Below are 25,179 nucleotides of genomic sequence, written 5' to 3' on the forward strand. Positions count from 1 at the left end.
ATTTTTATATCCCGGTTGCCTACTGAAAAGTGGGGTCCAGCCATCAAAAGTGGGTTGTTACCAGTGAGTTATGTGAGGTTTCACAATTTCACTGGACGGATGTCCACGTCGGTGCTGACAAAGGTCAGTGCGATCATCGCCGCACGCAGTTTAAGCAGCTCAGAGGGCAAAGTCGGGTCCAATCCGGTGAGGTGTGCAATGCGCTTGATCCGGTTGTCGACGGTGTTCGTGTGCAGGCCCAACGCTGACGCGGTGCGCTGCCGGTGCTGGTCGTTCGACAAGTGCACGGACAGCGTCTGCAACAGTTCAGGGTTGCTGTCGAGCGGCCTGAGTAGGCCGATCAGGCTGTCGCGCGCTGGGCCGGTCCGGGTCAATTGATACTCGAGCGCGAGGTCCTCCATCCGGTATGACTGCGCCGGCAGCCCGAGCCTCCGGACGAGGTGGACCAACTCGCGGGTGGTCGCCTGGGCCGCTGGGAGATCCTCGAGTGCGGCATTCTCGCCGACTGCCGTGATCTGCACCCCGATCTTGGCCGTCGCCTGGCGCACAACTTGGCACACCAACCCCCAGTGTGGTGTGCCCTCGATGAGGACCAGGCCGCGTTGCGGCGCCGGGGCTTCGAGCAACTTGGCTCCGAAGTGGGCAGCAACCTTGGCTTGTGCCGCGGCGAGATCACGGTATGCCTGCAGGCGCTGATGCGCGCCGTCCCTGGCCCCCGGCCGGGGTTTCGGTAGGTTCACGAGGAGCCGCAGAACGAGATAGCGGGGTGCGAGCTCGATACCCAACTGCAACGCAAGATCAGTGGGATCGTCTCCGTCCAACATGGCTTTGACGAGGGCGCCGGCGGAGCTCCCCTCGAGCTGGGCGCCGGCAGGGATCGCCGCCAGATAGCTGACCGAGATGAATGAATGAAGGCGCTGCGCGACTGTGAACAGGAGGTGGTTGAGCTCCTTGAGGTTGGCAGAGTCCTCGACGCCCGCTCTACTGAGGATAAGGTTCCGAATGACGCTGATGGCCTCGTCTGTTACGGCAAGGATGGCACTGAGCGGGACACCCTGGCGGGCCTGCCGGACGGTCAGGGTGTGAATACTGTCCAGGTCGCGGTCGGTCGGCAGCTTCCTGTGGTCCATGAGTTGGATCGCCAGTTGCAACCCCTGCGCGGTCACCGCAACCAAATCCTCCTGAACGGATTCCAGGTTGAGGGTTTTGAAGGTTGCGTTGGCGCGGGAGAAGTTCTTCACAAGTTCGGCCGCCAGCGGGACGAAGTCGCGGACCGCAGTGGAGGCGGGTTCGCCTCCGAGCATCAGCGGCCCCGAGGTATTCAACAGCGCAGTGGACATCGTAGACAAGCCTCCTCGAGACAAGAGTGTCGCGCGGCGCGATGGCCGGCGGCTCGACGCGTCAGGGAATGAGAAACCCGCCGCGGTGCCCGAATTGAGGACTTTAGCCGCTTGCGTCTGCCGTTCCCGATTACGTCAGGCGATGTGATGTCTACCACATGAACGGTCGTCCAATTGTCAAATGAGACAATTTGGATTTCTGGTCGGTCGGCATGACATGGTCACGCCGACCGACTACACCGGAGGCTCCCGGCGTGGGCAAAATGACCGCTATTTAGCCGCTGTTCCGCAGCGCCGTGGCCAGGCCGTTCATCGTCAGCTGAATACCGCGCCGGACCTGGTCACTCTCGTCACCTGATCGATATCGCCTGATCAACTCGACCTGCAAGTGATTGAGCGGTTCGAGATACGGGAAACGGTTGTGGACGGAACGTTCCAGGCCTGAATTGTCAGCAAACAAATCGTCGTAGCCGGTGATCTCCTTGTACATCCGAACGGTTCGCGCATGCTCGTCGGTGATCATGCCGAAGACTCGATCACGCAGTTCTACGTCGGGAACCAACTCCGCGTAGCGGGCCGCCAAGCCCATGTCGGATTTCGACATCACCATCGCCATGTTCGAGAGCACAGTCCGGAAGAACGGCCACTTCTCGTACAAACGCGTCAGCGTCGCCAAACGCTCCGGGTTGCCGTCGATCCATCGCTCGAAAGCCGCGCCTGTGCCGTACCAGCCTGGCAGCATGACGCGTGACTGACTCCAGGACAACACCCACGGAATCGCACGCAGATCGGAGATCGCCTTGGTCTGCTTACGCGAGGCGGGTCGGCTACCGATGTTGAGTGCGCCGATTTCTGCAACCGGCGTCGACGCCTCGAAGTACTGGACGAATCCCGGTGTGTCATGGACCAATTCGCTGTACGCGGTACGCGCCAGCGCAGCAAGCTCATCCAGAACGGTGTACGCCGCCTCGGCATCGGTTCCGAGTCCTTCGACGTCGAGCAACGTCGACTCCAACGTCGCAGCAATGAGCGTCTCGAGGTTGCGATGAGCCAACCGCGGTTCGGCGTACTTCGCTGCGATCACCTCACCTTGCTCGGTGATCCTCAGCGAACCTTCGACAGCTCCGGGAGGTTGCGCAAGAATTGCCTCGTAGCTGGGTCCACCACCACGCCCGACGGTTCCGCCGCGACCGTGGAAGAGCCGCAACCGGATTCCACTCTTCCGTGCGGCGTCGACCAGATCAAGTTCTGCGCGGTACAGCGCCCAGTTGGCAGCCAGGTAGCCACCGTCCTTGTTGGAATCGGAGTACCCGAGCATCACTTCCTGACTGTTGCCGCGGGACGTCACGATGGCTCGGTAAATCGGAATGTCGAGCGTGGCAAGCAATGTTGCCGCGCCGCCCTGCAAGTCCTCGATCGTCTCGAACAGGGGAACAATGCCGATGGGGCATGACGGCTCACCGCCAACACCTGGATCGAGAACTCCTACCTCCTTGAGCAGGACCGCGGCCTCGAGCATGTCGCTCACGGAGCTGCACATGCTGATGATGTAGTTGGGAACGGCACCGGCGCCCAGAACTCGAACTGCCTTGGCACCGGCGTGCATGATCGCCAATTCCTTGGTCGTCAGTTCGGAGAACTCCGCATCCGGCGACGTCAGCGGCCGACGGGTGGTCAGTTCCGCCGAGAGCAGGTCGACTTTTTCCGATTCCGACAACGACGCATAGTCCGGGTGAACACCCGACCAGGCCAACAACTCGGCAACGACGCTCTCGTGAACTTCGGAGTTCTGCCGCATGTCCAGACCCGAGAGGTGAAACCCGAACACCTCCACGGCTTCTCGCAAACGTTCGAGGCGATCATCGGCTATCACCGCGTCACCGTTGCGGCGCAGTGACATGTCGATAACGGCTAGATCGTGCTGAAGTTGCGCGGGTTCGCGGTATGCCTCCAGTCCGGAGTCGCCGCCGTGCGCGGGCATCTCCCCCAAGATGGAAAGTCCTGTGGCGGTGAGGCGTCCACGGATTCCTCGGATTGCGCGACGGTAGGGTTCGTCCGCCCGGAACGCCGAATCGTCACCCGAGGTCGATGCCAGAAGATCCAATTCCGGTGTCACCGTGACCAACCGCGCCGACATCGACAGCTCACGCTCGAGATGTTCGAGTTCGGCGAGGTGATGCTCGATCGCCGTGGCTGCCGCTCGGGTCGTCGCGCGATGCACGATCTCCCCCGTCACATAGGGGTTTCCGTCGCGGTCACCGCCGATCCAGGAACCCGGACGCAAGATCGGCTCACGCAGGAGATCTGCGTCGGGCCACCGGCTGCGAAGCGCCTTGCGCACTTCGGCGTTGATTTTGGGAATGACTTCGAACAGGGCCGCGTCGTAGTAACGCAATCCCACTTCGATCTCGTCCTGGATTCGTAGACGCGAGAGCCGGATCAGCGCGGTCTGCCAAAGAGTAAGAATCTGTCGACGCAAGTCCAGGTCGACGTCCGCGGTTTCCCCGACGCTCAATGCCGTGCGCTCGCGGTAGCGCATCAATTCGGTGATGCGAGACTGTGTCTCGAAGACCGTCCGTCGACGCGTTTCCGTCGGATGAGCTGTGATGACCGGTGAGACAAGGGCGCCGCGCAGTGCATCTTCGACAGTCGCGGAGTTGATGTCCGCACCGTCGAGTTTGCGGTAGGTAGCGGCCAGTGTGCTGTCACGCGGTGGTTCGCCGGCATTGATGTGAATGGCGCGCCGACGCTCACGGTGGATGTCTTCGGCCAGGTTGGCGAGCAAGGCGAAGTGGCTGAACGCACGGATCACCGGGATAGCGTCGGCGGTGCTGACTCCAGCGAACAACGAGACCAGTTCGGCGCGGTCAATTTCGGAACGGCGCACTCGGAACGATTCCACCCGGGCGCGTTCAACAAGATCGAATACGGTGTCGCCGGCCTGTTCGCGAACAATCTGCCCCAGGATCCCGCCGAGAAGCCGAATGTCCTCACGCAGTGGCTCGGTGGCCTCGCGTGGTGTTTCACGATGCTGATTCGAGACGAATTCGGTCATCGTTCAATTATCAACGGAAACGCAGAACCCCGCTCGATGGCGGGGTTCTGTGTGAAATACGTGATGGGAGGCGATCAGGCGAACTTGATCTCCAGGCCGATGCCGACGATCGAAATGACCCAGATCAGAGCGGTGAAAACAGTCAATCTGTCGAGGTTCTTCTCGACCACTGTCGATCCGGACAGGCTGGACTGGACACCGCCGCCGAACAGGCTCGACAGACCGCCGCCCTTGGCCCGATGCAGCAGCACCAGCAGAATCAAGAGCAAGCTGGTGATGACCAGCAGGATATCCAAGAACAGTTCCATGTCTGTCTACGGCCACCAATCCAATAGGGACAACTACAACCGATAACACCATACAGGCGATCACAGCTAACCCGACCACATACCCGTGCGACAGGTTGTCTCGTTCGGTGGTACCGATCACAACGCCGAGTTTCCGGCCCGCTAGTTTCGAAGTGACGCGACGTTACCTTCGGAAGGCTTGTTCTGATGCACACCGACACCACTGGTCCCACAACACACGAGAGCACTCCGCGTCTCGCTTCCGTCCACAACTTCCGAGATGTCGCCGGAAACGGATACTCGACATCAAGCGGGACCACCATGCGGCGCGGTGTCTTCTACCGTGCCAACGTCCTCATCCCCACCGGGGCGGATCTGGCTGTTGTCGAATCGTTGGGCCTGACCGCCGTCTACGACGTTCGCTCCGAGGCCGAGGCTTCGGAAACCCCGGACACCATTCTCTCGGCAGCCAAGTACACACACATCCCGATCCTTCCGGGAACAATTCAGAACTCGGCTCTGGCAATCCGCACCGTCGACTCTGCGCAGGATTTCATGCGCGAACTCAATCGCAGTTTTGTGACCGACGACGCGACCCGCGCCGGGTTCTCCCAATTGCTTACCGCGCTCGCGACAACACCGGGACCCCAGTTGTTCCATTGCACCGCCGGAAAGGATCGCACGGGTTGGGCAGCAGCGTTGCTGCAGACTCTCGCAGGGGTTCCGCAGGAGACCATCGTCGACGATTATCTGCTCACCAACACCTACTCCGCGGCTTACGTCGACGCGGCTGCCGAGCGTATTGCTCAAACGGCTGCGATCGGTCGGGCCGACGTGGTCCGTGTCATGTTGACCGTCGAGGAGAGTTACCTCGGTGCAGCCTTCGAGCAGGTGGGCGCCAGCTACTCGTCAATTGAGAACTATCTGCACGACGGACTCGGCCTCACCGCCGACACCATCGACGCACTCGGCTCAAAACTGGTTGCCTGAGAATGCAAAAACAGTGGGCGCGTAACCATTTCGGTTACGCGCCCACTGTTCTTTTCAGATCACATGCTAGCTAGGCAGTGGCCCGCCCGCTGCAATCGCAGACAACGTGGCAAACTCGTCCGCCTTGAGTGACGCGCCGCCGACAAGAGCGCCGTCGACGTCGGCCTGGCCGACGATCTCTCCGACATTCTTGGAGCTGACGCTGCCGCCGTACAGGACTCGTACGCCTGCAGCCACGTCAGCGTCGGCGAGTTCGGCGACCGTGCCGCGAACCGCTGCGCACACTTCCTGAGCGTCCTCAGCAGAAGCGACTCGACCGGTGCCGATTGCCCAGACAGGCTCGTACGCGATGACGATCTTGGAGATCTCCTCCGCGCTCAAGCCGGCCAGAGAACCCTTGAGCTGCTCCACGTTGTAGGCGACGTGGTTGCCTGCTTCGCGAATCTCGAGGCCCTCACCGATGCACACAATCGGTGTGAGGTCGTTCTTCAAGGCAGCCTTGGTCTTGGCGAGGACAAGCTCGTTGGTCTCACCGTGCAGGGTGCGACGCTCCGAGTGTCCGACCACGACGTAGGTGCATCCGAGCTTGGCCAGCATGGAGCCGCTGATCTCGCCGGTGAATGCACCGCTGTCCTGAGCGGAGACGTCCTGCGCGCCGTACGTGAGCAGGAGCTTGTCGCCCTCGATCAGCGTCTGGACGCTACGGATGTCGGTGAACGGCGGGATAACCGTGACGTCCACTTTGTCGAAGTACTTCGCAGGCAAGGAGAACGCGATCTTCTGCACCAGGGCGATAGCCTCGAGGTGGTTCAGATTCATCTTCCAGTTGCCGGCGATCAACGGCTTACGTGCCATGTCGGATCAGCCTTCCAGTACTGCGATGCCGGGAAGCTCTTTACCCTCGAGGTATTCGAGGGAAGCGCCGCCGCCGGTGGAAATGTGCGAGAAGCCTTCGTCCGGGATTCCGAGCTGGCGGACAGCCGCAGCAGAGTCGCCGCCGCCGACGACGCTGAACGCGCCCTTGGCGGTTGCTTCGACGATTGCCTCCGCAACACCGCGGGTGCCGGCTTCGAACTTCGGGAACTCGAACACGCCCATCGGGCCGTTCCAGAACACCGTCTTGGCTCCGGTCAGGATCGCGGCAAAGCGCTTGACCGACTCCGGTCCGATGTCCAGACCCATCCAGCCGTCGGGAATCTTGTCGAACGGAACGATCTTCGACTCGGCATCAGCCGAGAAGGAGTCCGCGACAACAACATCCTGAGGGATGTGGATGACGTCCGCGTACCGGTCGAGGAGGCTCTTGCAGGTCTCGATCATGGACTCTTCGCAGAGCGAATTGCCAACGGACACACCCTGAGCCGCGAGGAACGTGTAGAACATTCCGCCGCCGATCACCAGTGTGTCGACCTTGGGTGCCAGTGCCTCGATGACGGCCAGCTTGTCCGAGACCTTGGAGCCACCGAGCACCACTGCGTACGGACGCGCCGCGTCCTGCGTGAGCTTGGCGAGCACCTCGACCTCGGCGCCGACGAGGTAACCCGCGTAGTGCGGGAGCAGCTTCGCGACGTCGAAGACCGACGCCTGCTTGCGGTGAACAACACCGAATCCGTCGGAGACGAATGCGCCGTCATCACCGACCAGCTCGACGAGAGCCTTGGCGAGCTTGACCCGCTCGGCTTCGTCCTTGCTGGTCTCGCGAGGGTCGAAACGGATGTTCTCGAGCATCAGGACGTCACCGTCGGTGAGTCCTTCGGAACGAGCCAGCGCGTCCTGTCCCACGACGTCACCGGCGAGTTGCACGTTGCGACCGAGGATTTCGGCCAACTTCGCGGCAACCGGTGCGAGGGAGAACTTGGGATCGGGCTGACCGTCGGGGCGCCCGAGGTGCGCGGTCACGATGACCTTCGCTCCACCCTCGGCAAGTGCCCGCAAGGTGGGAGCGGACGCGACGATGCGGCCCGGGTCCGTGATTTCTCCGCCATCCAACGGGACGTTGAGGTCGGAACGCACCAGTACGGTGCGCCCCTCGACCCCAGCGTCCAGCAGATCCTTCAGCGTCTGAACTGCCACTGTTATCGAAACTCCGCTCAGAGTGACTTGGCGACGAGGCCGATGAGGTCGGCGAGGCGGTTGGAGTAGCCCCACTCGTTGTCGTACCAGGAAACGATCTTGACCTGGTCGTCGATGACCTTCGTCAGACCCGAGTCGAAGATCGACGAGTGCGGGTCGGTGACGATGTCCGACGAGACGATCGGTGCGTCGGTGTACTTGAGGATGCCCTTGAGGGGGCCCTCGGCTGCAGCCTTCATCGCGGCGTTGATCTCGTCAGCGGTAGCCGACTTCTTCAGGTTCGCGGTGAGGTCGGTGACCGAACCCGTGGGGATCGGCACGCGCAGTGCGTAACCGTCGAGCTTGCCGAGCAGCTGCGGGAGAACCAGGCCGATTGCCTTGGCAGCGCCCGTGCCGGTCGGAACGATGTTGAGAGCGGCTGCGCGGGCGCGACGGAGGTCGCTGTGCGGCGCATCCTGAAGGTTCTGATCCTGCGTGTACGCGTGGATCGTGGTCATCAGACCCTTGACGATGCCGAACTCGTCATCGAGGACCTTGGCGATGGGGCCGAGGCAGTTGGTGGTGCACGAGGCGTTGGAGATGATGTTCTGGCTGCCGTCGTACTTGTCGTCGTTGACGCCCATGACGATGGTGATGTCTTCACCCTTGGCCGGAGCCGAGATGATGACCTTCTTCGCGCCGGCTTCGAGGTGTCCCTTGGCCTTTGCTGCGTCGGTGAAGATGCCGGTGGACTCGACGACGACGTCGACGCCCAGCTCGCCCCAGGGAAGCTCGTTCAACGGGCCGCGGTGTGCGAGGGCCTTGATGCGCTGATCGCCGACGACGATCGTGTCGTCACCGTCGAGCGACACGTCGTACGGCAAGCGGCCGAGGATGGAGTCGTACTTCAGCAGGTGAGCGAGCGTCGCGTTGTCAGTCAGGTCGTTGACTGCCACGATCTCGATATCGGTGGTTCCGAGCGCCTTCTGCGCATCCACCGCCCTGAAGAAGTTACGTCCGATACGGCCGAAACCGTTTACGCCAACCCGGACAGTCACAATTCGCTCCTTTGACCATGATTCTGGTGTGCAACTTGACCCACGCAGTTCCGAATCCGTGTGTGCACGACGCGGACGTGGGGTTCATCGGTCGATGTGACCCTTACCCTAATGTGCTTGGCTCCAGAGTGCGCAGCCCACCCTGAAGACCCCGCCGGCGAGGGACCATCATCCCTCTTCGAGTAGCTCCGAGTTGACTGCGGATTCAGTGTCCGGAATGCCGGTTTCCTTCGCCTTGCGATCGGCCATCGACAGCAGACGCCGGATACGCCCCGCGACAGCGTCCTTCGTCATCGGCGGGTCAGCGAGCTGTCCCAACTCCTCGAGCGACGCCTGGCGGTGTTCGACGCGCAGGGCACCTGCGGCAGCCAAATGATCCGGAACATCCTCACCGAGGATTTCCAGGGCCCGCTCGACGCGCGCGGCGGCCGCCACCGCAGCCCGAGCCGAGCGTCGCAGATTGGCGTCGTCGAAGTTCGCGAGCCGGTTGGCCGTTGCCCGCACTTCGCGGCGCATCCGACGCTCTTCCCAGACGAGCCGAGTGTCCTGAGCGCCCATCCGGGTCAGAAGGTCACCGATCGCCTCACCGTCGCGGATCACGACGCGATCCGTGCCACGCACTTCGCGGGCCTTCGCCGAGATCCCGAGACGACGAGCAGCACCGACCAGCGCGAGTGCCGCTTCGGGCCCGGGGCAGCTCACTTCGAGCGCAGAGGACCGGCCTGGTTCGGTCAGGGAACCGTGCGCGAGAAAAGCTCCGCGCCAAGCTGCTTCGGCGTCACCGACGCTTCCGCCGACAACCTGAGCCGGCAGGCCGCGGACCGGCCGGCCACGTAGATCGAGAAGCCCGGTCTGGCGTGCGAGGGCTTCGCCTTCCTTGGCAACGCGCACGATGTAGCGGGCTGATTTTCGCAGCCCACCCGCGCTCAACACGTGAACGTCGGCGCTGTAGGTGAAGAGATCGAAGATCTCGCGGCGTAGCCGACGCGCGGTGGATCCCAGATCCACCTCGGCCTCGACGACAACCCGGCCACCGACGATGTGGAGTCCGCCGGCAAATCGGAGCAGTGCGGAGACCTCAGCCTTTCGGCAGCTGACCTGAGTCACCACTAACCGGCTCAGTTCGTCCTTGACCTCCGCTGTCATTGCCACGAAGTGTTCTCCCTCTGTTCTGCTGTTGAATGATCGGTGCCGGCCCCATTGGCCGGTTCGAGAGTGCCTGTCCGCCCGGTCAGTTGGGCGAGGGCCTCGGCGAGTTTCACCGGATCGTGGATATGCGCCGAACCCGCCGCGGTATCGGCGACGTCCGCATATCGGACTTCGGCGTGAAACTGTTGCGCTGCCCGCGCCAGATGTTCACGTTCCCGTCCCGGCGGAACCGACGCAGAATCGACGACGACGTAGTCAACCCGGAAATCGGGCACATGCTGGGAGAGTACGTGCAGGTGACGCTCTGCCGAGAATCCGGCCGTCTCCCCAGGTTCCGGAGCAAGATTGAGAACGAGCACCTTTCGGGCTTCGGTGGACGAGAGAGCCTCGACCAATTCCGGGACGAGCACGTGTGGGATGACACTGGAAAACCACGAGCCAGGTCCGAGCACCACGAGGTCAGCTCGTCCGATGGCAGCCACCGCGTCGGGACTCGCGGGCGGATTTGCCGGCAACAGACGCACGCGCCGCACCTTTCCCGGCGTGGTCGCCACTGCAACCTGACCGCGGATACACCGGCTGACGCGAGGGTCTTCTTCCAAACCCTGAACGTCGGCTTCGATGTCGAGCGCGATCGGCGACATGGGCAGCACCCGCCCGCGCACCCGCAACAGTCGCGCCATCTCGTCGAGCGCCTGAACCGGGTCGCCGAGCACCTCGGTGAGGCCGGCCAGAATCAGGTTGCCCACCGAATGCCCGGCCAACGCGCCGACACCACCGAAACGGTGCTGGATGGTGCGCGTCCAGTCCCTGACATCGGGTTCGTCGGCAGCCAACGCCGCCAGCGCCATCCGAAGGTCACCAGGCGGGATCACACCGAGTTCGGCGCGCAAGCGACCGGACGAGCCGCCGTCGTCTGCGACAGTGACCACGGCAGTCACGTCGAAGGTGAGTCGGCGAACAGCTTGCAGCGTCGCAAACAGTCCGTGACCACCACCGAGAGCGACGACCGCGGGCCCCCGAAGATCCTGCCCCGTCGAACCGCTCATTCGCGGCCCAGATCTCGGTGCACGATGCTGACCGCGATGTCGGCCTCACTGCCCAACTTGCGTGCAAGAGCCTCGGACATGGCCACACTTCGATGTTTCCCACCGGTGCAACCCACAGCAATTGTCATGTAGCGCTTTCCTTCTCGACGATATCCGGCGATCGTCAGGTCGAGCAGATGCAGATAGGTGTCGAGGTAGTCTTCGGCGCCGTCCTGAGACAGGACGTAATCGCGAACGCCGGCCTCCTGGCCGGTGTGATCGCGGAGTTCGGGAATCCAATGCGGATTGGGCAGGAAACGCACGTCGCACACGAGATCCGCGTCGATGGGCAAACCGTATTTGAACCCGAACGACTGCACGGTGACCTTCATGGTTCGGTTCGCCTCGACCCCGAAAGCCGTTTCGATCTTCTGCCGCAATTGATGTGCCTTGAGCGCAGACGTGTCGATCACCAAGTCGGCGGCAGCCTTGACCACGGCCAACTGCCGACGCTCCGCGGCGATACCTTCTGCGAGTGTGCCGTCGACGCCCTCGTTCTGCAGCGGGTGGCTACGGCGAACCTGCTCGAACCGCCTGATCAGAACGTCGTCGGACGCCTCCAGATAGAGGACACGCGTGTGAATCGGCGCGGCCTCCAATTCCGTGAGGACCGAGCCGAGATCGCCGGTGAACAGTCGAGACCGCACGTCGATCACCACGGCAAGTCGGTCAACCGGTGGATCAGACGTCAGGCTCAATCCGACCATTCGCGAGATCAATTCGGGCGGTAGGTTGTCCGCTACATACCAGCCGAGGTCTTCGAGAACCTTGGCTGCAGTACTGAGTCCGGCGCCGGACAATCCCGTGACCAAGAGAAAGTCCATGGTTCGGCTGTCGTTTGCGCTGTCTGTGGTCACTCGGCACTCTGCCCCGTCGTCGATATGGATGGTTCGCTCGACACGGAGTCCGGTAACTGCCGAACCAGCTGATCCGACATTTCGAACTCCACGTCCTGTTTATCATCCCCTACCCCGCCCGGCAGCGCTTCCGCTCGGTTGACGGTCTGCGCAGGTTCGCCGCCCAAAGCGTCGAGAACGGCCCGCGCCGTAGCGGCACCGATGCCGGGGACCTCCATGATTTCCTCGACGGTCGCGGTCTTGAGATTTGCCACGGAACCAAAATGGGACACGAGCGCGGTTCGCCGGGTCTCCCCCAGTCCCTTGACCGAATCGAGCACCGACGCCGTCATTCGCCGCGAGCGCTTGCTGCGGTGGAACGTGATGGCAAAGCGGTGCGCTTCGTCGCGGATTCGTTGCAGCAAGTACAGCGATTCACTGGTCCGAGGCAGGATCACCGGATCTTCCTCGTTGGGCACCCACACTTCTTCGAGTCGTTTCGCGAGTCCGACGACGGCTACGTCGGTGACGCCGAGCTCGTCGAGCACGGCGGCGGCGGCATTGACCTGCGGCGCACCACCGTCAACCACAAACAGATTGGGCGGATAGGCAAAGCGTCGTGGCCGACCGGTCTGAGGATCGATCGCCGCTTCCGGCGCCAGGTCGCCGCCGTCCGCGTCCATACTTGCGGCCGAATTGGCCAGGATTCCGAGGTCACGGTTGTGCCGGAGGAACCGTCGACGCGTGATCTCGGCGATGCTCGCGACGTCGTCCGAGTGCCCGTCGCCGGCCGCTTCCTTGATCGCGTAATGGCGGTAATCGGATTTGCGGGGCAAGCCGTCCTCGAACACCACGAGCGAGGCAACCACGTCGGTGCCCTGAACGTGACTGATGTCGACACACTCGATTCGCAACGGCGCCGAGTCCAGATCGAGGGCTTCCTGGATACCTTGAAGCGCGGCCGATCGTGACGTGAAATCTCCCGCTCGCTTGAGTTTGTGTTGCGCCAGAGCTTCTTTCGCGTTGCGCTGCACGGTTTCGGCGAGATCCTTCTTGTCGCCGCGCTGCGGAACTCGCAGCTGAACCTGAGAACCACGAAGGGTGCTGAGCCACACCTGGATCTCAGCGGCGTTGGGAGGAAGTACCGGAACCAGCACCTCGCGAGGAACGGCGCTCGAACCCGATTCCGAGTCGCTCCCCGGTTCGAGGGATGCCTGCTCGCCGTAGAACTGGGTCAGGAACTGCTCGACCAGAATCGGGAGGTCGGAGTCTGCGTCGAGAGCTGCCCAGTCGATGGCGTCACCGGCCTTCTCCACTACCCAGCCGCGTTGACCCCGCACCCGACCGCCGCGCACGTGGAATACCTGGACCGCGGCCTCGAGGTCATCAGTCGCAAACGCGACGAGGTCGGCATCGGTGCCGTCGCCGAGCACGACGGCCTGTTTTTCGAGCGCCTTGCGGAGGGCTCCGATATCGTCGCGCAGTCGCGCCGCGGTCTCGAAATCGAGGTCATCGGACGCCTGCTGCATTTTCTTCTCGAGGTCACGCACCAACTTGTCTGTCCGCCCGGCGAGGAAGTCGCAGAAGTCCTCGACGATCTGCCGGTGTTCCTCGGGGCTGACACGGCCCACACACGGCGCAGAGCACTTGTCGATGTACCCGAGCAGACACGGTCTGCCGATCTGGTTGTGGCGCTTGAACACTCCGGCGGAACACGTGCGGGCAGGGAACACCCGAAGTAATAGGTCGAGTGTTTCTCGGATGGCCCACGCGTGCGAGTACGGACCGAAGTACCTGACACCCTTGCGCCGTGGACCGCGGTAGACGAACAGCCGCGGAAACTCTTCGTTCAGCGTGACCGCAAGAACGGGATACGTCTTGTCGTCGCGATAGCGAACATTGAACCGTGGATCGAACTCCTTGATCCAGTTGTATTCGAGTTGTAGCGCTTCGACTTCGGTGCTGACGACCGTCCACTCGACGCTGCCGGCCGTGGTCACCATCTGCCTGGTGCGGGGATGAAGCGTCGTGACGTCCGCGAAGTACGAGTTCAGACGCGAACGAAGGCTCTTGGCCTTGCCGACGTAGATGACCCGACCATGCGGATCACGAAATTTGTAGACGCCAGGCGCCACCGGGATTGTTCCGGTGGCGGGGCGATAAGTCGAAGGATCCGGCACAGTTCCACGTTAGTCGTCGCCACCGACCGATTCGGAAACACGCAGGTGGTGTCCGACGAATCGGCCTGGCGAACGTCAGTTGCTTTCGTGTGCTGCCGGGGCGTAGCGGTCAGCGATTTCGCGCAGCTTCACGACGGCGTCCACCGCGTATTCGCGGTCGTTGGACTGGATCGCCATGACCGGCATGTACTCGTCGTCCGGCAGTTCGATCCTGGCCCACGCGGCACCGTCAGGGAACGACAGGCCTTCGAACAGATCCCACTCGACGATCTTCTCGCCGAGAATGTTGCGAACCGCGATACCCCGTTGACCCGCTCGCACCCGAGGGCGGGTGAGCAGCAGAACACCACCGGCGAGAACACAGCCGATCGTGGCCATGGCAAGCTGATCGGCCGCGCGGAAGTACACACCTGTCGATCCGCTTCGCAGCGAGACTGCCAGAGTGACGTGGACGATGACCAGGAGAGCCGCAACCCCGATCGCGTATCGCGTCGACTTGCGCGGTTTCGCGATCAGTTCCCAGTTGTCGTCAGGTGTGCTCATCGAAACGAATCCTCAGTCCATGGCTGTCGTAGGTGGCGCAAGGTGACCGCCGTGTCCAATGCTGCGGCACAGGCCTGCGCACCCTTGTCCTCGACACTACCGGGCAAACCGGAACGATCCAGGGCCTGCTGTTCGGTATCGGTGGTCAGGACGCCGTTGCCGACCGGTGTGCTCTCGTCGAGAGAGACCCGCGTCAGACCAGCTGTCACCGCGTCACAGACGTACTCGAAATGCGGTGTACCACCGCGAATGACCACACCGAGCGCAACAACGGCATCGTGCGTCTTGGCCAACGCCTGTGCAACGACGGGCAGTTCGATGGCGCCGGCGACGCGGATCAACGTCACATCTTTGATCTGCGCCTCTGCGGCCACCCGCTGAGCACCCGCGATCAGCGCTTCGGAGATCGTGGCGTGCCACTGCCCCGCAACGATCGCCAGTTTCAAGTCCTTCGCTTCGGCGATAGCCAGCTGCGGCTGTCCCTCACCGCTCATACCGCACCGTCCTGCTTGACGGCTTCCTGAGCGGCTTCGTACTCGTCGAGTCCGATCAAATCGTGGCCCATCCGGTCGCGCTTGGTGCGCAGGTACGTGAGGTTCTCGGCGTTGGCACGCAGCGGCATCGGAACCCGGTCGGTTATCTGCAGTCCGTAACCGTCCAGGCCGACACGCTTGGCCGGGTTGTTGGTCAGCAGACGCATCGACGAGATGCCCAGATCTACGAGGATCTGCGCGCCGATGCCGTAATCACGGGCGTCAGCGGGGAGCCCGAGTTCGAGATTGGCGTCGACCGTGTCTGAGCCGGCGTCCTGCAACTGGTACGCCTGCAGCTTGTGCATCAGGCCGATTCCGCGACCCTCGTGTCCGCGCATGTACAGAACGACGCCGCGGCCTTCCTGCGCCACCATGTCCAGTGCGGCATCGAGCTGCGGACCACAATCGCAGCGCAGTGAGCCGAACACGTCACCGGTCAGGCACTCGGAGTGCACGCGCACGAGAACATCGCTGCCGTCACCGTCCGGGCCGGCGATGTCGCCGCGCACCAGCGCAACGTGTTCGACCTCGTCGTAGATGCTGGTGTAGCCGACTGCGGTGAACTCACCGTGACGCGTCGGGATGCGGGCCTCCGCAACGCGGACGACGTGCTTTTCGTGCTTACGACGCCACGCGATGAGATCGGCAATCGAGATCAACGCCAGGTTGTGCTCGTCGGCGAACACGCGCAGCTCGTCCGTCTGAGCCATTGCGCCTTCGTCCTTCTGACTGACGATTTCGCAGATGACACCGGCGGGACGAAGATCAGCCATACGAGCCAAATCGACTGCGGCTTCGGTATGTCCGGGACGACGGAGAACTCCGCCTTCCTTCGCCCGCAAGGGGACGACGTGGCCGGGACGGGTGAAATCGTTGGCACCGGAGTTGGGGTCGGCGAGCAGACGCATGGTCGCAGCGCGATCCGACGCCGAGATACCGGTGCCGATTCCCTCACGGGCGTCGACGGTCACCGTGTATGCAGTGCCGTGCTTGTCCTGATTGGTGGCGTACATCGGGGGCAGGCCCAGACGGTCGCAGTCGTTTCCGTCGAGCGGAACACAGAGATAACCGGACGTGTACCGAACCATGAACGCCACCAGTTCAGGAGTGGCTTTCTCTGCGGCGAAGATCAGGTCGCCCTCGTTCTCACGATCCTCGTCGTCCACAACGACAACAGCTTTACCTGCAGCGATGTCTGCTACTGCGCGCTCGATACTGTCGAACCTGGTCACGTGCTCGCACTCCAAAGTCTTGACTACTAGTCATCATCGAAAACAACGAGTACATCCGATGTGGATGTACCGACAACCCTACTGGCCAACCCTACTGACCAACCCTGTTACCAACCCTACGACCGTCCGTCAAGACCCGATCGAGGCGGTCCTACCTACCGGCAGCGTGCAACCGTTCGACGTATTTCGCGATCACGTCGACCTCGAGATTGACCGGTGTGCCGATCGTCGCGGTTCCGAGTGTCGTCAACTCCAACGTCGTCGGAATGAGCGAGATCTCGAAGTACTCGAACCCACGCTCACCTCCCAGCGCCGACACCGTCAGGGACACACCGTCCACGGTGATCGAACCCTTCTCCACGACGTACCGCGAGATGGACTCGGGCAGCGAGATCCGCACGATCTCCCAGTTCTCGGACGGCGAACGCGAAATGACGTGACCGGTACCGTCGACGTGGCCCTGCACGAGATGTCCGCCCAGACGGCTGTTGAGTGCTGCTGCGCGCTCGAGATTGACGCGGCTGCCGACAGCCAAGCTCGCGAGGCTCGAACGGTTCAGCGTCTCCTGCATGACGTCTGCAGTGAAGGAACCGTCGTCGAGTACGTCGACAACCGTGAGGCAGACGCCGTTCACCGCGATGGAATCACCGTGACCGGCGTCGGAGGTGACCAACGGTCCGCGCACCGTGAAGCGCGCGGCGTCGACCAGTTCTTCCTTGGCGACAACTTCGCCGAGTTCTTCAACAATTCCAGTGAACACGCGTTCCTACTCCTCGTTCCCCGGAGCGGAATTCTCCGGAACCAGACTCAACAAAATATCGGGGCCGATCGTTACCGCGGACTCCAAGTGGAACCGGCGAGCATCGGCGATGGTGTGTACTCCCGCGTCGACCAGCGCCGACGCTCCCCCGCCGAGCAGGATCGGAGCGATGTACGCCTCGATGACGTCGACATACCCTGCGGCCAGGAATGCGCCCGCCAGGCGTGGTCCGCCTTCGAGCAGCACGTCCGTGTATTCGGTGAGCGCCTCGACAACCTCGTCGATGCTCTCGGTGTTCAGGACGAGCGTCGGAGCCGCGTCGTCGAGAATCCTTGCAGTCGAGGGTATTTCACGCTTGCCGACTACCACGCGCACCGGCTGATGGGCCGCGAGGTCCCCCGTCGGCTGACGCGCGGTCAACCAGGGATCGTCCGCAAAGACCGTGCCGGTACCCACCACGATTGCGTCGACCTGCGCCCGCTGGGCATGTACGCGTGCTCGAGCAGCCGGACCGGTGATCCATTGACTCGTGCCGTCTTCGGCAGCGCTGCGGCCGTCGAGGCTCGCCGCGTACTTCCACGTGATGTGCGGACGGCCGGTGCGCTGTTTGTGCAGCCAGGCGCGCAGCGGACCCGCTTCGACCTCGGCCGCTCGTAGTCCGGACGTGACCGAGATTCCGGCGCGCATCAGCGTCGCCGCACCACCGGACGCTTCAGGATTGGGGTCGCCGACGGCATAAACCACGGCCGCCACACCGGCGTCGATCAACGCCTGTGAACACGGCCCGGTCCGCCCCTGATGGTTGCAAGGTTCGAGCGTGACCACCGCCGTGCCGCCGCGCGCTGCCCGGCCGGCTTCGGTAAGAGCCACGATCTCCGCATGCGGACCACCTGGGGGCTGAGTCATGCCCACGCCCGCAATGGTTCCGTCGGCGCCCAGAATGACGGCACCCACGGGCGGGTTGGGGCTGGTGAACCCGCGTGCGGAATCAGCAGCAGTCAACGCGATCTGCATTGCGGCGTCGAGATCAGAACTCGACACCGGAACAGCCTTTGCCATGTCGGTGTTCTCAGACCGACAGCGTCAGGTGCGGCGACGCGGATGCGGCCTGCGCACGAAGCTTGCGCACAGCTTCTCCGGGGTCACTCGCGCCGTACACGGCGCTACCGGCGACAAAGCAATCGATGCCCGCTTCTGCGGCCTGTTCGATAGTGTCCGCGTTGATGCCGCCGTCGATCTCGACAAGCAGTTTCAGCTCGCCCGAGTCGACGAGCTTACGAATCGTGCGGGCCTTCTCGAGGACCTGCGGCATGAAGGACTGCCCACCGAAGCCTGGCTCGACGCTCATGATCAGCAACGTGTCGAAATCTTTGAGGATTTCGAGGTAAGGCTCGATGTCGGTTCCTGGCTTGATGCTCAGACCTGCTTTGGAACCGGCAGCGCGAATGTCGCGGGCAACCGAACGCGGATCATCGGTGGCTTCGGCATGGAACGTGACGTTGTATGCACCGGCCTCGGCATACGGCGGCGCCCAGCGCTCGGGGTTGTCGATCATCAGATGGCAGTCGAGCGGAATATCCGTTGCCTTGAGCAGGCTTTCGACCACCGGAAGACCCAGTGTCAGATTCGGAACGAAATGCGCGTCCATCACGTCGACGTGAAGCCAATCAGAACCGGCAACGGCGGCCGCTTCGTCGGCGAGGCGTGCAAAATCGGCGGACAGAATGGACGGTGCAATCATCGGGGAAGCCACGTGCCCGAGTTTAGCCGTGGCGTCTGCGCCCCTGTGCACGCCCGTCGGTGCGGTCGAAAATCTGTCAGTGCTTGACTGCGGCGCGAAGCTTGCGCACCTTCGACGGAGCCTTGATCCGCCATGCGTCCTCGAGCATTTCCGCCAACTGATCCTCCTCGATCAGTTCGAGGTGCACCAGGATCGAACCGTGCCCGTGGTAGTGATCCGTCGTGAAGAACGGCGCTTCCCCACTGGCGAGCAGCGCCTCTTTCTCGTCCAGACCACACATCACGACCAATGCACCCTCGGCTTCGGTTCGCAAGCGCGCAAATGTCTTGCCTGCCACCTTGAGTGCCGGGGTGTTGTACGACGTCGATTCCTCCACTGACGGAAGCGCCGAAGCGAGTACGACAACCTGTTCCCACGTAACCATGGAGGGAACCATACGACTCCGGGGGCCGGAAGTCACCTCCCCACCCCTGTGCGCCGTTTTGGTAGGTCCCGCTACCAAAACGGCGCACAGCTACCTACGCCAGTGGTTTACGCAATGCCGCCATGAACATTGCATCCGTGCCATGGCGGTGCGGCCACAATTGAACCGAATTGCCGTCGCCGACGTCCGGCACACCGGGCACCAGCTCCTTGGTGTCGAGTTCGACGACGCCATGACGGCGGACCGCATCGGCAACAACAGCCAGCGTTTCCGACAAGTGCGGCGAGCACGTGGAGTACAGCACCACACCACCGGGACGCACCAATTCGATTGCCGCGGCGAGCAATTCACGCTGCAACTTCACCAGCGGTGCGACATCCGACGGTTGGCGACGCCACCGCGCTTCCGGACGCCGACGCAACGCGCCCAGTCCGGTGCACGGCGCGTCGACGAGGATGCGGTCGTAGCCGGGTTCGAGGCCGGACTCGCGGCCGTCCGCCACGTGTACGTCGACGGGTAGCTCACGGGTGGTCTTGCGGATCAGTTCCGCGCGGTGGGCGACGGGTTCGACAGCGTCGAGGCGCCCACCGTCGATTCCTGCCAGCGCTCCGAGAAGCGCTGCTTTGCCGCCGGGACCAGCGCAGAGATCGAGCCAGCGGCCACCGTCGTCACCGTCGAGCGGTGCGAGAGTCAGGGCGCGGGCAACCAGCTGGCTGCCTTCGTCCTGCACGCCGGCCAAGCCCTGACGCACCGCATCGAGCTGGCCAGGATCGCCGCCGTCGAGATGCACGGCGTACGGCGAGTACGGGCCGATCTCGCCGCCGGTGACCAGCGCCAGCTCTTCGGCCGAGATTTCGCCGGGCCGCGCAACGAGGTGCACGGCGGGGCGGGCGTCGTCGGCAATCAGGACGTCTTCGAGTTCACCGGCCGCAGCGCCGAGCGAATCGGCGAAGACCTGTGCGATCCACACAGGGTGCGCGTGCTCGAACGCGAGGTGCCCGATCGGGTCCTTCGGCGCCAGCAGTTCCACCCACTCGTCCTGAGTGCGTTCGGACACCCGGCGCAGTACCGCGTTGACGAATCCTGCTCGCCCCTGGCCGGATTCAGCGCGTGCGAGGTCGACGGACGTCGCGACGGCAGCGTGCGGCGCGACGCGCGTGCGCAGCAGTTGGTAAGAACCCAACCGCAGCACGTCGAGAAGGTTGCCGTCGATTTCCTCGATCGGACGACCCGACGCGTGCACGATCACAGCATCGAGCAACCCCTGCGCGCGGGCAGCGCCGTACGCCAGTTCTGTTGCCAAGGCAGCATCGCGGGAGTCGAGTTTGCGATCGCGGAGCAATCCGGGCAGAACCAAGTTTGCGTACGCGTCGCGCTCGCGGACCGCGCGCAGCACGTCGAGAGCTGCGAGACGCGGCTGATCGAGTCCAGCCGTCGGATCTGGCCGCTTGGCCTGCTTCGGCTTGTTGTTTCGCGACCCGTTCCGCTTGTCGCCGGGGCCTTGTGCCTGGCGGGCTGGTCGTCGTGATTCGGTCATGCTGCTCGTACCTCCGCGTCGAGTCGGGCACCGCGTGCCCAGTCCCCTGCCGACATCAATTTCTTGCCCGGGGGCTGTATCTGCCCGAGTCGCACCGCCGTCGTAGCGGTACCGATGTAAAGACCGTCCTTGCGTACTGCGATCTCGCCGACTGCCAGTACGTCGTCAGTCACGGTGACCGGTCCGAGCTTGACCCGCAGGTCACCGATCATCGTCCACGCGCCCGGCGCAGGCGTGACCGCCCGAATGTGGCGGTCAACGGCCGCAGCGGGACGATCCCAGCGCACCCGGGCCGCGTCGACGGTCACCTTCGGCGCGTACGAGACGCCGTCGTCGGATTGAGGATCCGCCGTGATTGCACCGGCTTCGATTCCGTCGAGCACTGATTCGAGCAGGCCGGCGCCACCTTCGGCCAGTCGCCCTAGGAGATCGCCGGCAGTGTCCGTGTCGCGGATGCGTTCGGTCATCACGCCGTACACCGGTCCGGTGTCCATGCCCGCTTCGAGGCGGAAGGCGCTGGCACCGGTGACCTCGTCACCGGCGCTGATCGCTGCCTGCACCGGCGCAGCACCACGCCACGCGGGAAGCAGCGAGAAGTGCAGATTCACCCAACCGAACTTCGGGATGTCGAGTACGTTCTGCGGCAACAGATTTCCGTAAGCGACAACAGGCGCACAGTCCGGCTCGTAGCTTTTCAGCTCGGCCGCAAATTCGGGATCTGACGCCTTGGCGGGAGTCAACACCGGAATGCCGTGTTCGTCCGCGAGCATGCCGATGGGTGACCGGGTGACTTTCCGTCCGCGACCGGCGACGGCGTCAGGACGCGTCACCACGGCAACGACCTCGTGATTGGCCGACTCGATGAGTCGACGCAAGGACGGGACGGCAGGTTCCGGCGTTCCGGCGAATACAACGCGCATGTCAGCCCTCCCTATTCTCAGGGCTGCAGAGACTGTGATCAGCTCGCTGGCCGCTCGAACGTGGTGGACTGCAAGTCACGAAAGCGCTCCCGGATTTTGTACGAATGGAACCCTCAGTCTAGGGAGTGCTGAGCCCAGCTTGTACCGCGCGGCATATCGGTCGTGACTGTCGGCAACTTCTGGGGTCGTAATCGAGTGCAGAAGTCAGGAATTTGCGTCGATCACCACTTGCGGAATATCGGTGCCGAGCGGGACTGCCACGCATGACGCGTGCCGCGCGGCATCGGGATCGAGGGAAGTGCGGATGATGTCGATCACGTAAGGGTCGTACGGCATCCGGAAGTGCCCGGTCAGGTTCTGCGGGCACAGGTCCTGCAGGACGATGTTCTCGGCGCCTGAGTCCCGCAACGCGATGTTGCCTGACGGTTGGATCACTTCGTCGACCTGCGAGCCGATGGTGGTGTATCGCACCCCTGGCACGGTGTCGCCGCCGTTGTTGAGACTGCGCAGCAGATCCGATCCCTCCATCTGCTCGCGCACGGCAACCGAGAAAGTGTCCTCGACAAATTCTTCGCCGCCGGGTATTGCCCGTACGAGTGGCACGAGCCCGAACATCACACCGCCGTACGTCGGCGAGGCCAGCCCGATCCAGTGGTCGACAAACTGCGAACCACCAAGTTTGTTGGTGTAGTACCGAGTTACCGTGGCGCCCTGCGAGTACCCGATGACGTCGACGCGATCAGCGCCCGTCCTCGATCTCACCTGATCGACAAAGGCACTGAATTCGCTTGCGCTCGAGACGATGTCGCCGACGCCGAAGGTATCTTCCTCAGGATCCCCGCCGTAGTTGAGAACAAAAACGCAATAGCCATCGGCAGCGAGGGCCGGCGCCACAGCCGCCCAGTCGGTGTACGCCTGAGTGTCCGTTCCATGTGCGAGCAACACCGGACGCGGATGCGCGGCCGTGGGCCTGCAATCGAAATCATTGGACCCGGCCGGCGCCGAATCGGGGTGAGTCTCTGCATATGCGGTTGCCGCGTGACGGCTTATCTGTGCCGGTCCGACGTGTGTGGGAACGCTCGCCCCGGACTGCGCGCCGGCAACACTTGGTAGCGCTACCAGACAGGCGCTAGCCAACACCAATCCTGCAATTCTTGTTCTACCCGACATAGTTCAGCACTCCCGCCCCGATCCCGATCCACACCAAGGCCAATCATAAGTGCAGACGAACACACATCCCTAGCTGGTCACTGCCGGCTTCCGGATGAAGAACGAGCCTGCCACCGCGATCAGGGATATGACGCCACCCCACATGAATGCTGTGTGGATACCCGATTGCTGCGCAGCGACATCGGTCGCACCATCGGCGAGTTGTGAGGCGGCTGTGTTCGACATAATTGTGACGAACAACGCGGTTCCCGCCGCACCGGCCAACTGCTGACCGGTATTGAAAATTGCACTGCCGTGGGAATACAACTCCGACGGGACCGATCCGAGCGACGACGTCATCAGCGGAGTCATCACCAATGCCAGACCCACCATCAGCATCGAATGGATGCCGACAACCATCGGCAAGCCGGTCTCCGTGTCGAGGAGCGTCATCAGCCACAACGCGGCGCTGACCACGACAACACCGGGGATGACCAGCGGGCGCGGACCGACGCGGTCGAAGACCCGACCGACGAACGGTGCCAGGATGCCCATGAGCAAACCACCGGGGAGAAGCAACAAACCGGTCTTCAACGTGTCGAGGCCGAGCACATTCTGCAGGTACAACGGCAGCAGAATCAGCGCACCGAACAGGGCCATCATGCTGATCGCCAACATGGCCAATCCGATGCTGAACGTCGGCGTGAGGAATGGCCGCATGTCCAGGAGGGCGCGCCCGTCCTCTTGCCGCGACAACTGACGCAGAACAAACACGACCAGCGCCACGACACCGATAACCAGCGGTACCCACACCGGCACGCCGGATCCCTCGGCGGAATGCCCGAGACTACCGAGTCCGTAGACGATGCCACCGAATGCCAACGCGGACAATACAACCGACAACCCGTCGAACGGTGCTGCGCCGGTAGTAGTGAGGTTCTTGACCAAAGCGGAACCGATGGCAAACGCAACCAGGGCGATCGGCAACACAAGCCAGAACATCCAGCGCCAGTCCAGCGATCGCAGGATCACACCGGAGAGTGTCGGACCGATCGCCGGAGCGACGGCGATCACGATGGAGATGACGCCCATCATGGCGCCGCGCTTATGGGCGGGAACAACACGCAGGACCGTGGTCATGAGGAGTGGAAGCATGATGGCGGTACCACCGGCTTGGATCACTCGACCCGCCAGAAGAAGTTCGAATCCGGGTGCGGACGCCGCGAGGAGCGTGCCGACGCTGAAGAGCGTCATCGCTGCTGCGAATACTTGCCGGAGAGTGAATCGCTGGAACAGGTAGCCCGTCGTCGGAATCACGACGGCCATGGTCAGCATGAATCCAGTGGTCAGCCACTGTGCTGTGCTGGCGGTGATGTCCAGGTCCACCATCAAACGTGGCAGTGCCACGCTCATGATCGTCTCGTTGAGGATCATCACGAACGCTGCGACGACCAGCACGGTGATCAACAATTTGCTACCGCGGTCGAGGTCAACCGATTCCGGTTGGGCTTCCGTCTCTTGAATATGCATGCGCTACTGAGAACTCTCTGGTCTTAGAAGACAAATCAACTTATTTAACTGACAATATCAATCATCTTGAGAGTCACTGTCAAGTTGATTTCGGCTGGTAAGTTGAGCCGCATGGAGGACTGCGGATGACCACACACGACAGCGTCAAGGTCCCCGCGGCAAAACGCGCTCCCGACCTGCGGGAACGCCGCCGCCAGGAAACTCGCCTCGAGATATCCCGGGCCGCTCTGGAACTTTTCGAACTCCACGGCTCGTCGGCGACGACGGTTGACGAAATCGCGCGCCGCGCCGGAGTCTCACCCAGCACATTTTTTCGATGCTTCGCCACCAAGGAAGACTCGGCCCTCAGCGTCGAGGTCGAGTTCGAGACGGAGATCGTCGAATGGCTCGATGCGATCCCTGCCGACGACGTGACTCTGACAGGGATGCAGGAAATCTACGGGAACATCATCGAGAGACTGGAGGCCTCGCCTGACAGGCGAGATCGAATACTGCGAGTTCGGCGCCTCCTCGCATCCGACCCCCATCTGTGCGCATCGTCATTTGCCACAGAATCCATGGCACTGATCCAACTGACGGACCGAGTTGCCATCAAACTCGGCGGCGAGAATGCCCGCCCTTACGCTCGACTACTCGTCGAAAGTGCCGCGATGACAACACGTATCGCGGTCGATACCTGGGCAGAACGCCTGGACAACGGCGCCGAGGCTGATCTGGCACAGATTTACCGGAGCACGTGCGAAGATCTGCGACGCGCCGCAGCGAGCTGATCGAC

General features: G+C 62.8%; 23 protein-coding genes. 2 read left to right on the forward strand and 21 right to left on the reverse strand.

The features are described 5' to 3' along the window. Positions 1-80: 80 nt before the first annotated feature. The 3 genes from EEB13_RS15975 to secG all read right to left on the reverse strand — a co-directional run bounded on the left by EEB13_RS15975 (position 81) and on the right by secG (position 4,703). On the reverse strand, positions 81-1,340 hold the full coding sequence (locus EEB13_RS15975) for a PucR family transcriptional regulator (protein WP_033232125.1): 1,260 nt from the start codon (positions 1,338-1,340) through the stop codon (positions 81-83). Positions 1,341-1,614: 274 nt separating this feature from the next. After that, complete coding sequence (ppc, locus tag EEB13_RS15980) at positions 1,615-4,395, reverse strand: phosphoenolpyruvate carboxylase (RefSeq protein WP_141485788.1); 2,781 nt, start codon at positions 4,393-4,395, stop codon at positions 1,615-1,617. 74 nt (positions 4,396-4,469) lie between these two features. Continuing rightward, the gene (gene secG, locus EEB13_RS15985; RefSeq protein ID WP_033232127.1) at positions 4,470-4,703 is read right to left on the reverse strand and encodes a preprotein translocase subunit SecG; all 234 of its coding nucleotides are present in this window, start codon (positions 4,701-4,703) and stop codon (positions 4,470-4,472) included. 186 nt (positions 4,704-4,889) lie between these two features. Here secG and EEB13_RS15990 point away from each other — a divergent pair, with 186 nt between their 5' ends. After that, positions 4,890-5,672 (forward strand): tyrosine-protein phosphatase, encoded by a 783-nt coding sequence (locus EEB13_RS15990; protein WP_033232128.1) that lies wholly within the window; start codon positions 4,890-4,892, stop codon positions 5,670-5,672. 66 nt (positions 5,673-5,738) lie between these two features. Here EEB13_RS15990 and tpiA read toward each other — a convergent pair whose 3' ends face one another. The 18 genes from tpiA to EEB13_RS16080 form a co-directional block, all read right to left on the reverse strand. Further along, complete coding sequence (gene tpiA, locus EEB13_RS15995; protein ID WP_033232129.1) at positions 5,739-6,527, reverse strand: triose-phosphate isomerase; 789 nt, start codon at positions 6,525-6,527, stop codon at positions 5,739-5,741. Between the two features lie 6 nt (positions 6,528-6,533). Further along, the gene (locus tag EEB13_RS16000) at positions 6,534-7,745 is read right to left on the reverse strand and encodes a phosphoglycerate kinase (protein ID WP_033232130.1); all 1,212 of its coding nucleotides are present in this window, start codon (positions 7,743-7,745) and stop codon (positions 6,534-6,536) included. A 17-nt stretch (positions 7,746-7,762) separates the two neighbouring features. Further along, a complete protein-coding gene (gap, locus tag EEB13_RS16005) occupies positions 7,763-8,782 on the reverse strand; it encodes a type I glyceraldehyde-3-phosphate dehydrogenase (RefSeq protein ID WP_033232131.1) in 1,020 nt (339 codons plus the stop codon). A 168-nt stretch (positions 8,783-8,950) separates the two neighbouring features. Further along, entirely contained in the window at positions 8,951-9,928 is a 978-nt protein-coding gene (gene whiA, locus EEB13_RS16010; RefSeq protein ID WP_172935629.1) for a DNA-binding protein WhiA, read from the reverse strand. After that, the gene (gene yvcK, locus EEB13_RS16015) at positions 9,925-10,980 is read right to left on the reverse strand and encodes a uridine diphosphate-N-acetylglucosamine-binding protein YvcK (RefSeq protein ID WP_033232133.1); all 1,056 of its coding nucleotides are present in this window, start codon (positions 10,978-10,980) and stop codon (positions 9,925-9,927) included. The genes whiA and yvcK overlap by 4 nt, the downstream gene beginning before the upstream one ends. Then, positions 10,977-11,876: an RNase adapter RapZ gene (gene rapZ / locus EEB13_RS16020; RefSeq protein ID WP_033232134.1), complete on the reverse strand. Its 900-nt coding sequence runs from the start codon at positions 11,874-11,876 to the stop codon at positions 10,977-10,979. Before rapZ ends, yvcK begins: the two co-directional genes overlap by 4 nt. Beyond that, positions 11,873-14,035: an excinuclease ABC subunit UvrC gene (gene uvrC / locus EEB13_RS16025; RefSeq protein WP_141485789.1), complete on the reverse strand. Its 2,163-nt coding sequence runs from the start codon at positions 14,033-14,035 to the stop codon at positions 11,873-11,875. The genes rapZ and uvrC overlap by 4 nt, the downstream gene beginning before the upstream one ends. Positions 14,036-14,110: 75 nt before the next feature. Further along, complete coding sequence (locus EEB13_RS16030; protein ID WP_033232135.1) at positions 14,111-14,578, reverse strand: PH domain-containing protein; 468 nt, start codon at positions 14,576-14,578, stop codon at positions 14,111-14,113. Next, a complete protein-coding gene (ribH, locus tag EEB13_RS16035; protein ID WP_033232136.1) occupies positions 14,575-15,072 on the reverse strand; it encodes a 6,7-dimethyl-8-ribityllumazine synthase in 498 nt (165 codons plus the stop codon). Before ribH ends, EEB13_RS16030 begins: the two co-directional genes overlap by 4 nt. After that, positions 15,069-16,343 carry a bifunctional 3,4-dihydroxy-2-butanone-4-phosphate synthase/GTP cyclohydrolase II gene (locus EEB13_RS16040; RefSeq protein ID WP_141485791.1) on the reverse strand — a complete coding sequence of 425 codons (1,275 nt, stop codon included), beginning with the start codon at positions 16,341-16,343 and terminating at the stop codon, positions 15,069-15,071. Before EEB13_RS16040 ends, ribH begins: the two co-directional genes overlap by 4 nt. A gap of 151 nt (positions 16,344-16,494) precedes the next feature. Further along, complete coding sequence (locus EEB13_RS16045; protein WP_033232138.1) at positions 16,495-17,103, reverse strand: riboflavin synthase; 609 nt, start codon at positions 17,101-17,103, stop codon at positions 16,495-16,497. Positions 17,104-17,109: 6 nt separating this feature from the next. After that, a complete protein-coding gene (gene ribD / locus EEB13_RS16050; protein WP_092808070.1) occupies positions 17,110-18,162 on the reverse strand; it encodes a bifunctional diaminohydroxyphosphoribosylaminopyrimidine deaminase/5-amino-6-(5-phosphoribosylamino)uracil reductase RibD in 1,053 nt (350 codons plus the stop codon). A gap of 10 nt (positions 18,163-18,172) precedes the next feature. Next, positions 18,173-18,856 carry a ribulose-phosphate 3-epimerase gene (gene rpe, locus EEB13_RS16055; protein ID WP_033232252.1) on the reverse strand — a complete coding sequence of 228 codons (684 nt, stop codon included), beginning with the start codon at positions 18,854-18,856 and terminating at the stop codon, positions 18,173-18,175. A 64-nt stretch (positions 18,857-18,920) separates the two neighbouring features. Beyond that, positions 18,921-19,268, reverse strand: coding sequence for an MmcQ/YjbR family DNA-binding protein (locus EEB13_RS16060; protein ID WP_033232253.1), 348 nt, complete (start codon positions 19,266-19,268; stop codon positions 18,921-18,923). Positions 19,269-19,362: 94 nt separating this feature from the next. After that, on the reverse strand, positions 19,363-20,805 hold the full coding sequence (locus EEB13_RS16065) for an RsmB/NOP family class I SAM-dependent RNA methyltransferase (protein ID WP_033232140.1): 1,443 nt from the start codon (positions 20,803-20,805) through the stop codon (positions 19,363-19,365). Next, the gene (gene fmt / locus EEB13_RS16070) at positions 20,802-21,725 is read right to left on the reverse strand and encodes a methionyl-tRNA formyltransferase (RefSeq protein WP_141485793.1); all 924 of its coding nucleotides are present in this window, start codon (positions 21,723-21,725) and stop codon (positions 20,802-20,804) included. The genes EEB13_RS16065 and fmt overlap by 4 nt, the downstream gene beginning before the upstream one ends. A 204-nt stretch (positions 21,726-21,929) precedes the next feature. After that, the gene (locus tag EEB13_RS16075) at positions 21,930-22,895 is read right to left on the reverse strand and encodes an esterase/lipase family protein (protein ID WP_141485794.1); all 966 of its coding nucleotides are present in this window, start codon (positions 22,893-22,895) and stop codon (positions 21,930-21,932) included. Between the two features lie 69 nt (positions 22,896-22,964). After that, the gene (locus EEB13_RS16080) at positions 22,965-24,404 is read right to left on the reverse strand and encodes an MDR family MFS transporter (RefSeq protein ID WP_141485796.1); all 1,440 of its coding nucleotides are present in this window, start codon (positions 24,402-24,404) and stop codon (positions 22,965-22,967) included. A 125-nt stretch (positions 24,405-24,529) separates the two neighbouring features. Between EEB13_RS16080 and EEB13_RS16085 the strand changes: the two genes are divergently transcribed. Further along, complete coding sequence (locus EEB13_RS16085; protein ID WP_051730342.1) at positions 24,530-25,174, forward strand: TetR/AcrR family transcriptional regulator; 645 nt, start codon at positions 24,530-24,532, stop codon at positions 25,172-25,174. Positions 25,175-25,179: the final 5 nt, after the last annotated feature.

Origin of the sequence: Rhodococcus sp. WS3 (genome assembly GCF_003797085.1) — a bacterium.
GTDB classification, from domain to species: domain Bacteria; phylum Actinomycetota; class Actinomycetes; order Mycobacteriales; family Mycobacteriaceae; genus Rhodococcus_F; species Rhodococcus_F globerula.

Excerpts from the sequence above, each read along its gene's own strand:
- EEB13_RS15975 (WP_033232125.1), bottom strand. The coding sequence starts at position 1,340 with ATGTCCACTGCGCTGTTGAATACCTCGGGGCCGCTGATGCTCGGAGGC.
- ppc (WP_141485788.1), bottom strand. The coding sequence starts at position 4,395 with ATGACCGAATTCGTCTCGAATCAGCATCGTGAAACACCACGCGAGGCC.
- secG (WP_033232127.1), bottom strand. The coding sequence starts at position 4,703 with ATGGAACTGTTCTTGGATATCCTGCTGGTCATCACCAGCTTGCTCTTG.
- EEB13_RS15990 (WP_033232128.1), top strand. The coding sequence starts at position 4,890 with ATGCACACCGACACCACTGGTCCCACAACACACGAGAGCACTCCGCGT.
- tpiA (WP_033232129.1), bottom strand. The coding sequence starts at position 6,527 with ATGGCACGTAAGCCGTTGATCGCCGGCAACTGGAAGATGAATCTGAAC.
- whiA (WP_172935629.1), bottom strand. The coding sequence starts at position 9,928 with ATGACAGCGGAGGTCAAGGACGAACTGAGCCGGTTAGTGGTGACTCAG.
- yvcK (WP_033232133.1), bottom strand. The coding sequence starts at position 10,980 with ATGAGCGGTTCGACGGGGCAGGATCTTCGGGGGCCCGCGGTCGTCGCT.
- EEB13_RS16030 (WP_033232135.1), bottom strand. The coding sequence starts at position 14,578 with ATGAGCACACCTGACGACAACTGGGAACTGATCGCGAAACCGCGCAAG.
- ribH (WP_033232136.1), bottom strand. The coding sequence starts at position 15,072 with ATGAGCGGTGAGGGACAGCCGCAGCTGGCTATCGCCGAAGCGAAGGAC.
- ribD (WP_092808070.1), bottom strand. The coding sequence starts at position 18,162 with ATGGCAAAGGCTGTTCCGGTGTCGAGTTCTGATCTCGACGCCGCAATG.
- EEB13_RS16060 (WP_033232253.1), bottom strand. The coding sequence starts at position 19,268 with ATGGTTACGTGGGAACAGGTTGTCGTACTCGCTTCGGCGCTTCCGTCA.
- EEB13_RS16065 (WP_033232140.1), bottom strand. The coding sequence starts at position 20,805 with ATGACCGAATCACGACGACCAGCCCGCCAGGCACAAGGCCCCGGCGAC.
- fmt (WP_141485793.1), bottom strand. The coding sequence starts at position 21,725 with ATGCGCGTTGTATTCGCCGGAACGCCGGAACCTGCCGTCCCGTCCTTG.
- EEB13_RS16075 (WP_141485794.1), bottom strand. The coding sequence starts at position 22,895 with ATGTCGGGTAGAACAAGAATTGCAGGATTGGTGTTGGCTAGCGCCTGT.
- EEB13_RS16080 (WP_141485796.1), bottom strand. The coding sequence starts at position 24,404 with ATGCATATTCAAGAGACGGAAGCCCAACCGGAATCGGTTGACCTCGAC.
- EEB13_RS16085 (WP_051730342.1), top strand. The coding sequence starts at position 24,530 with ATGACCACACACGACAGCGTCAAGGTCCCCGCGGCAAAACGCGCTCCC.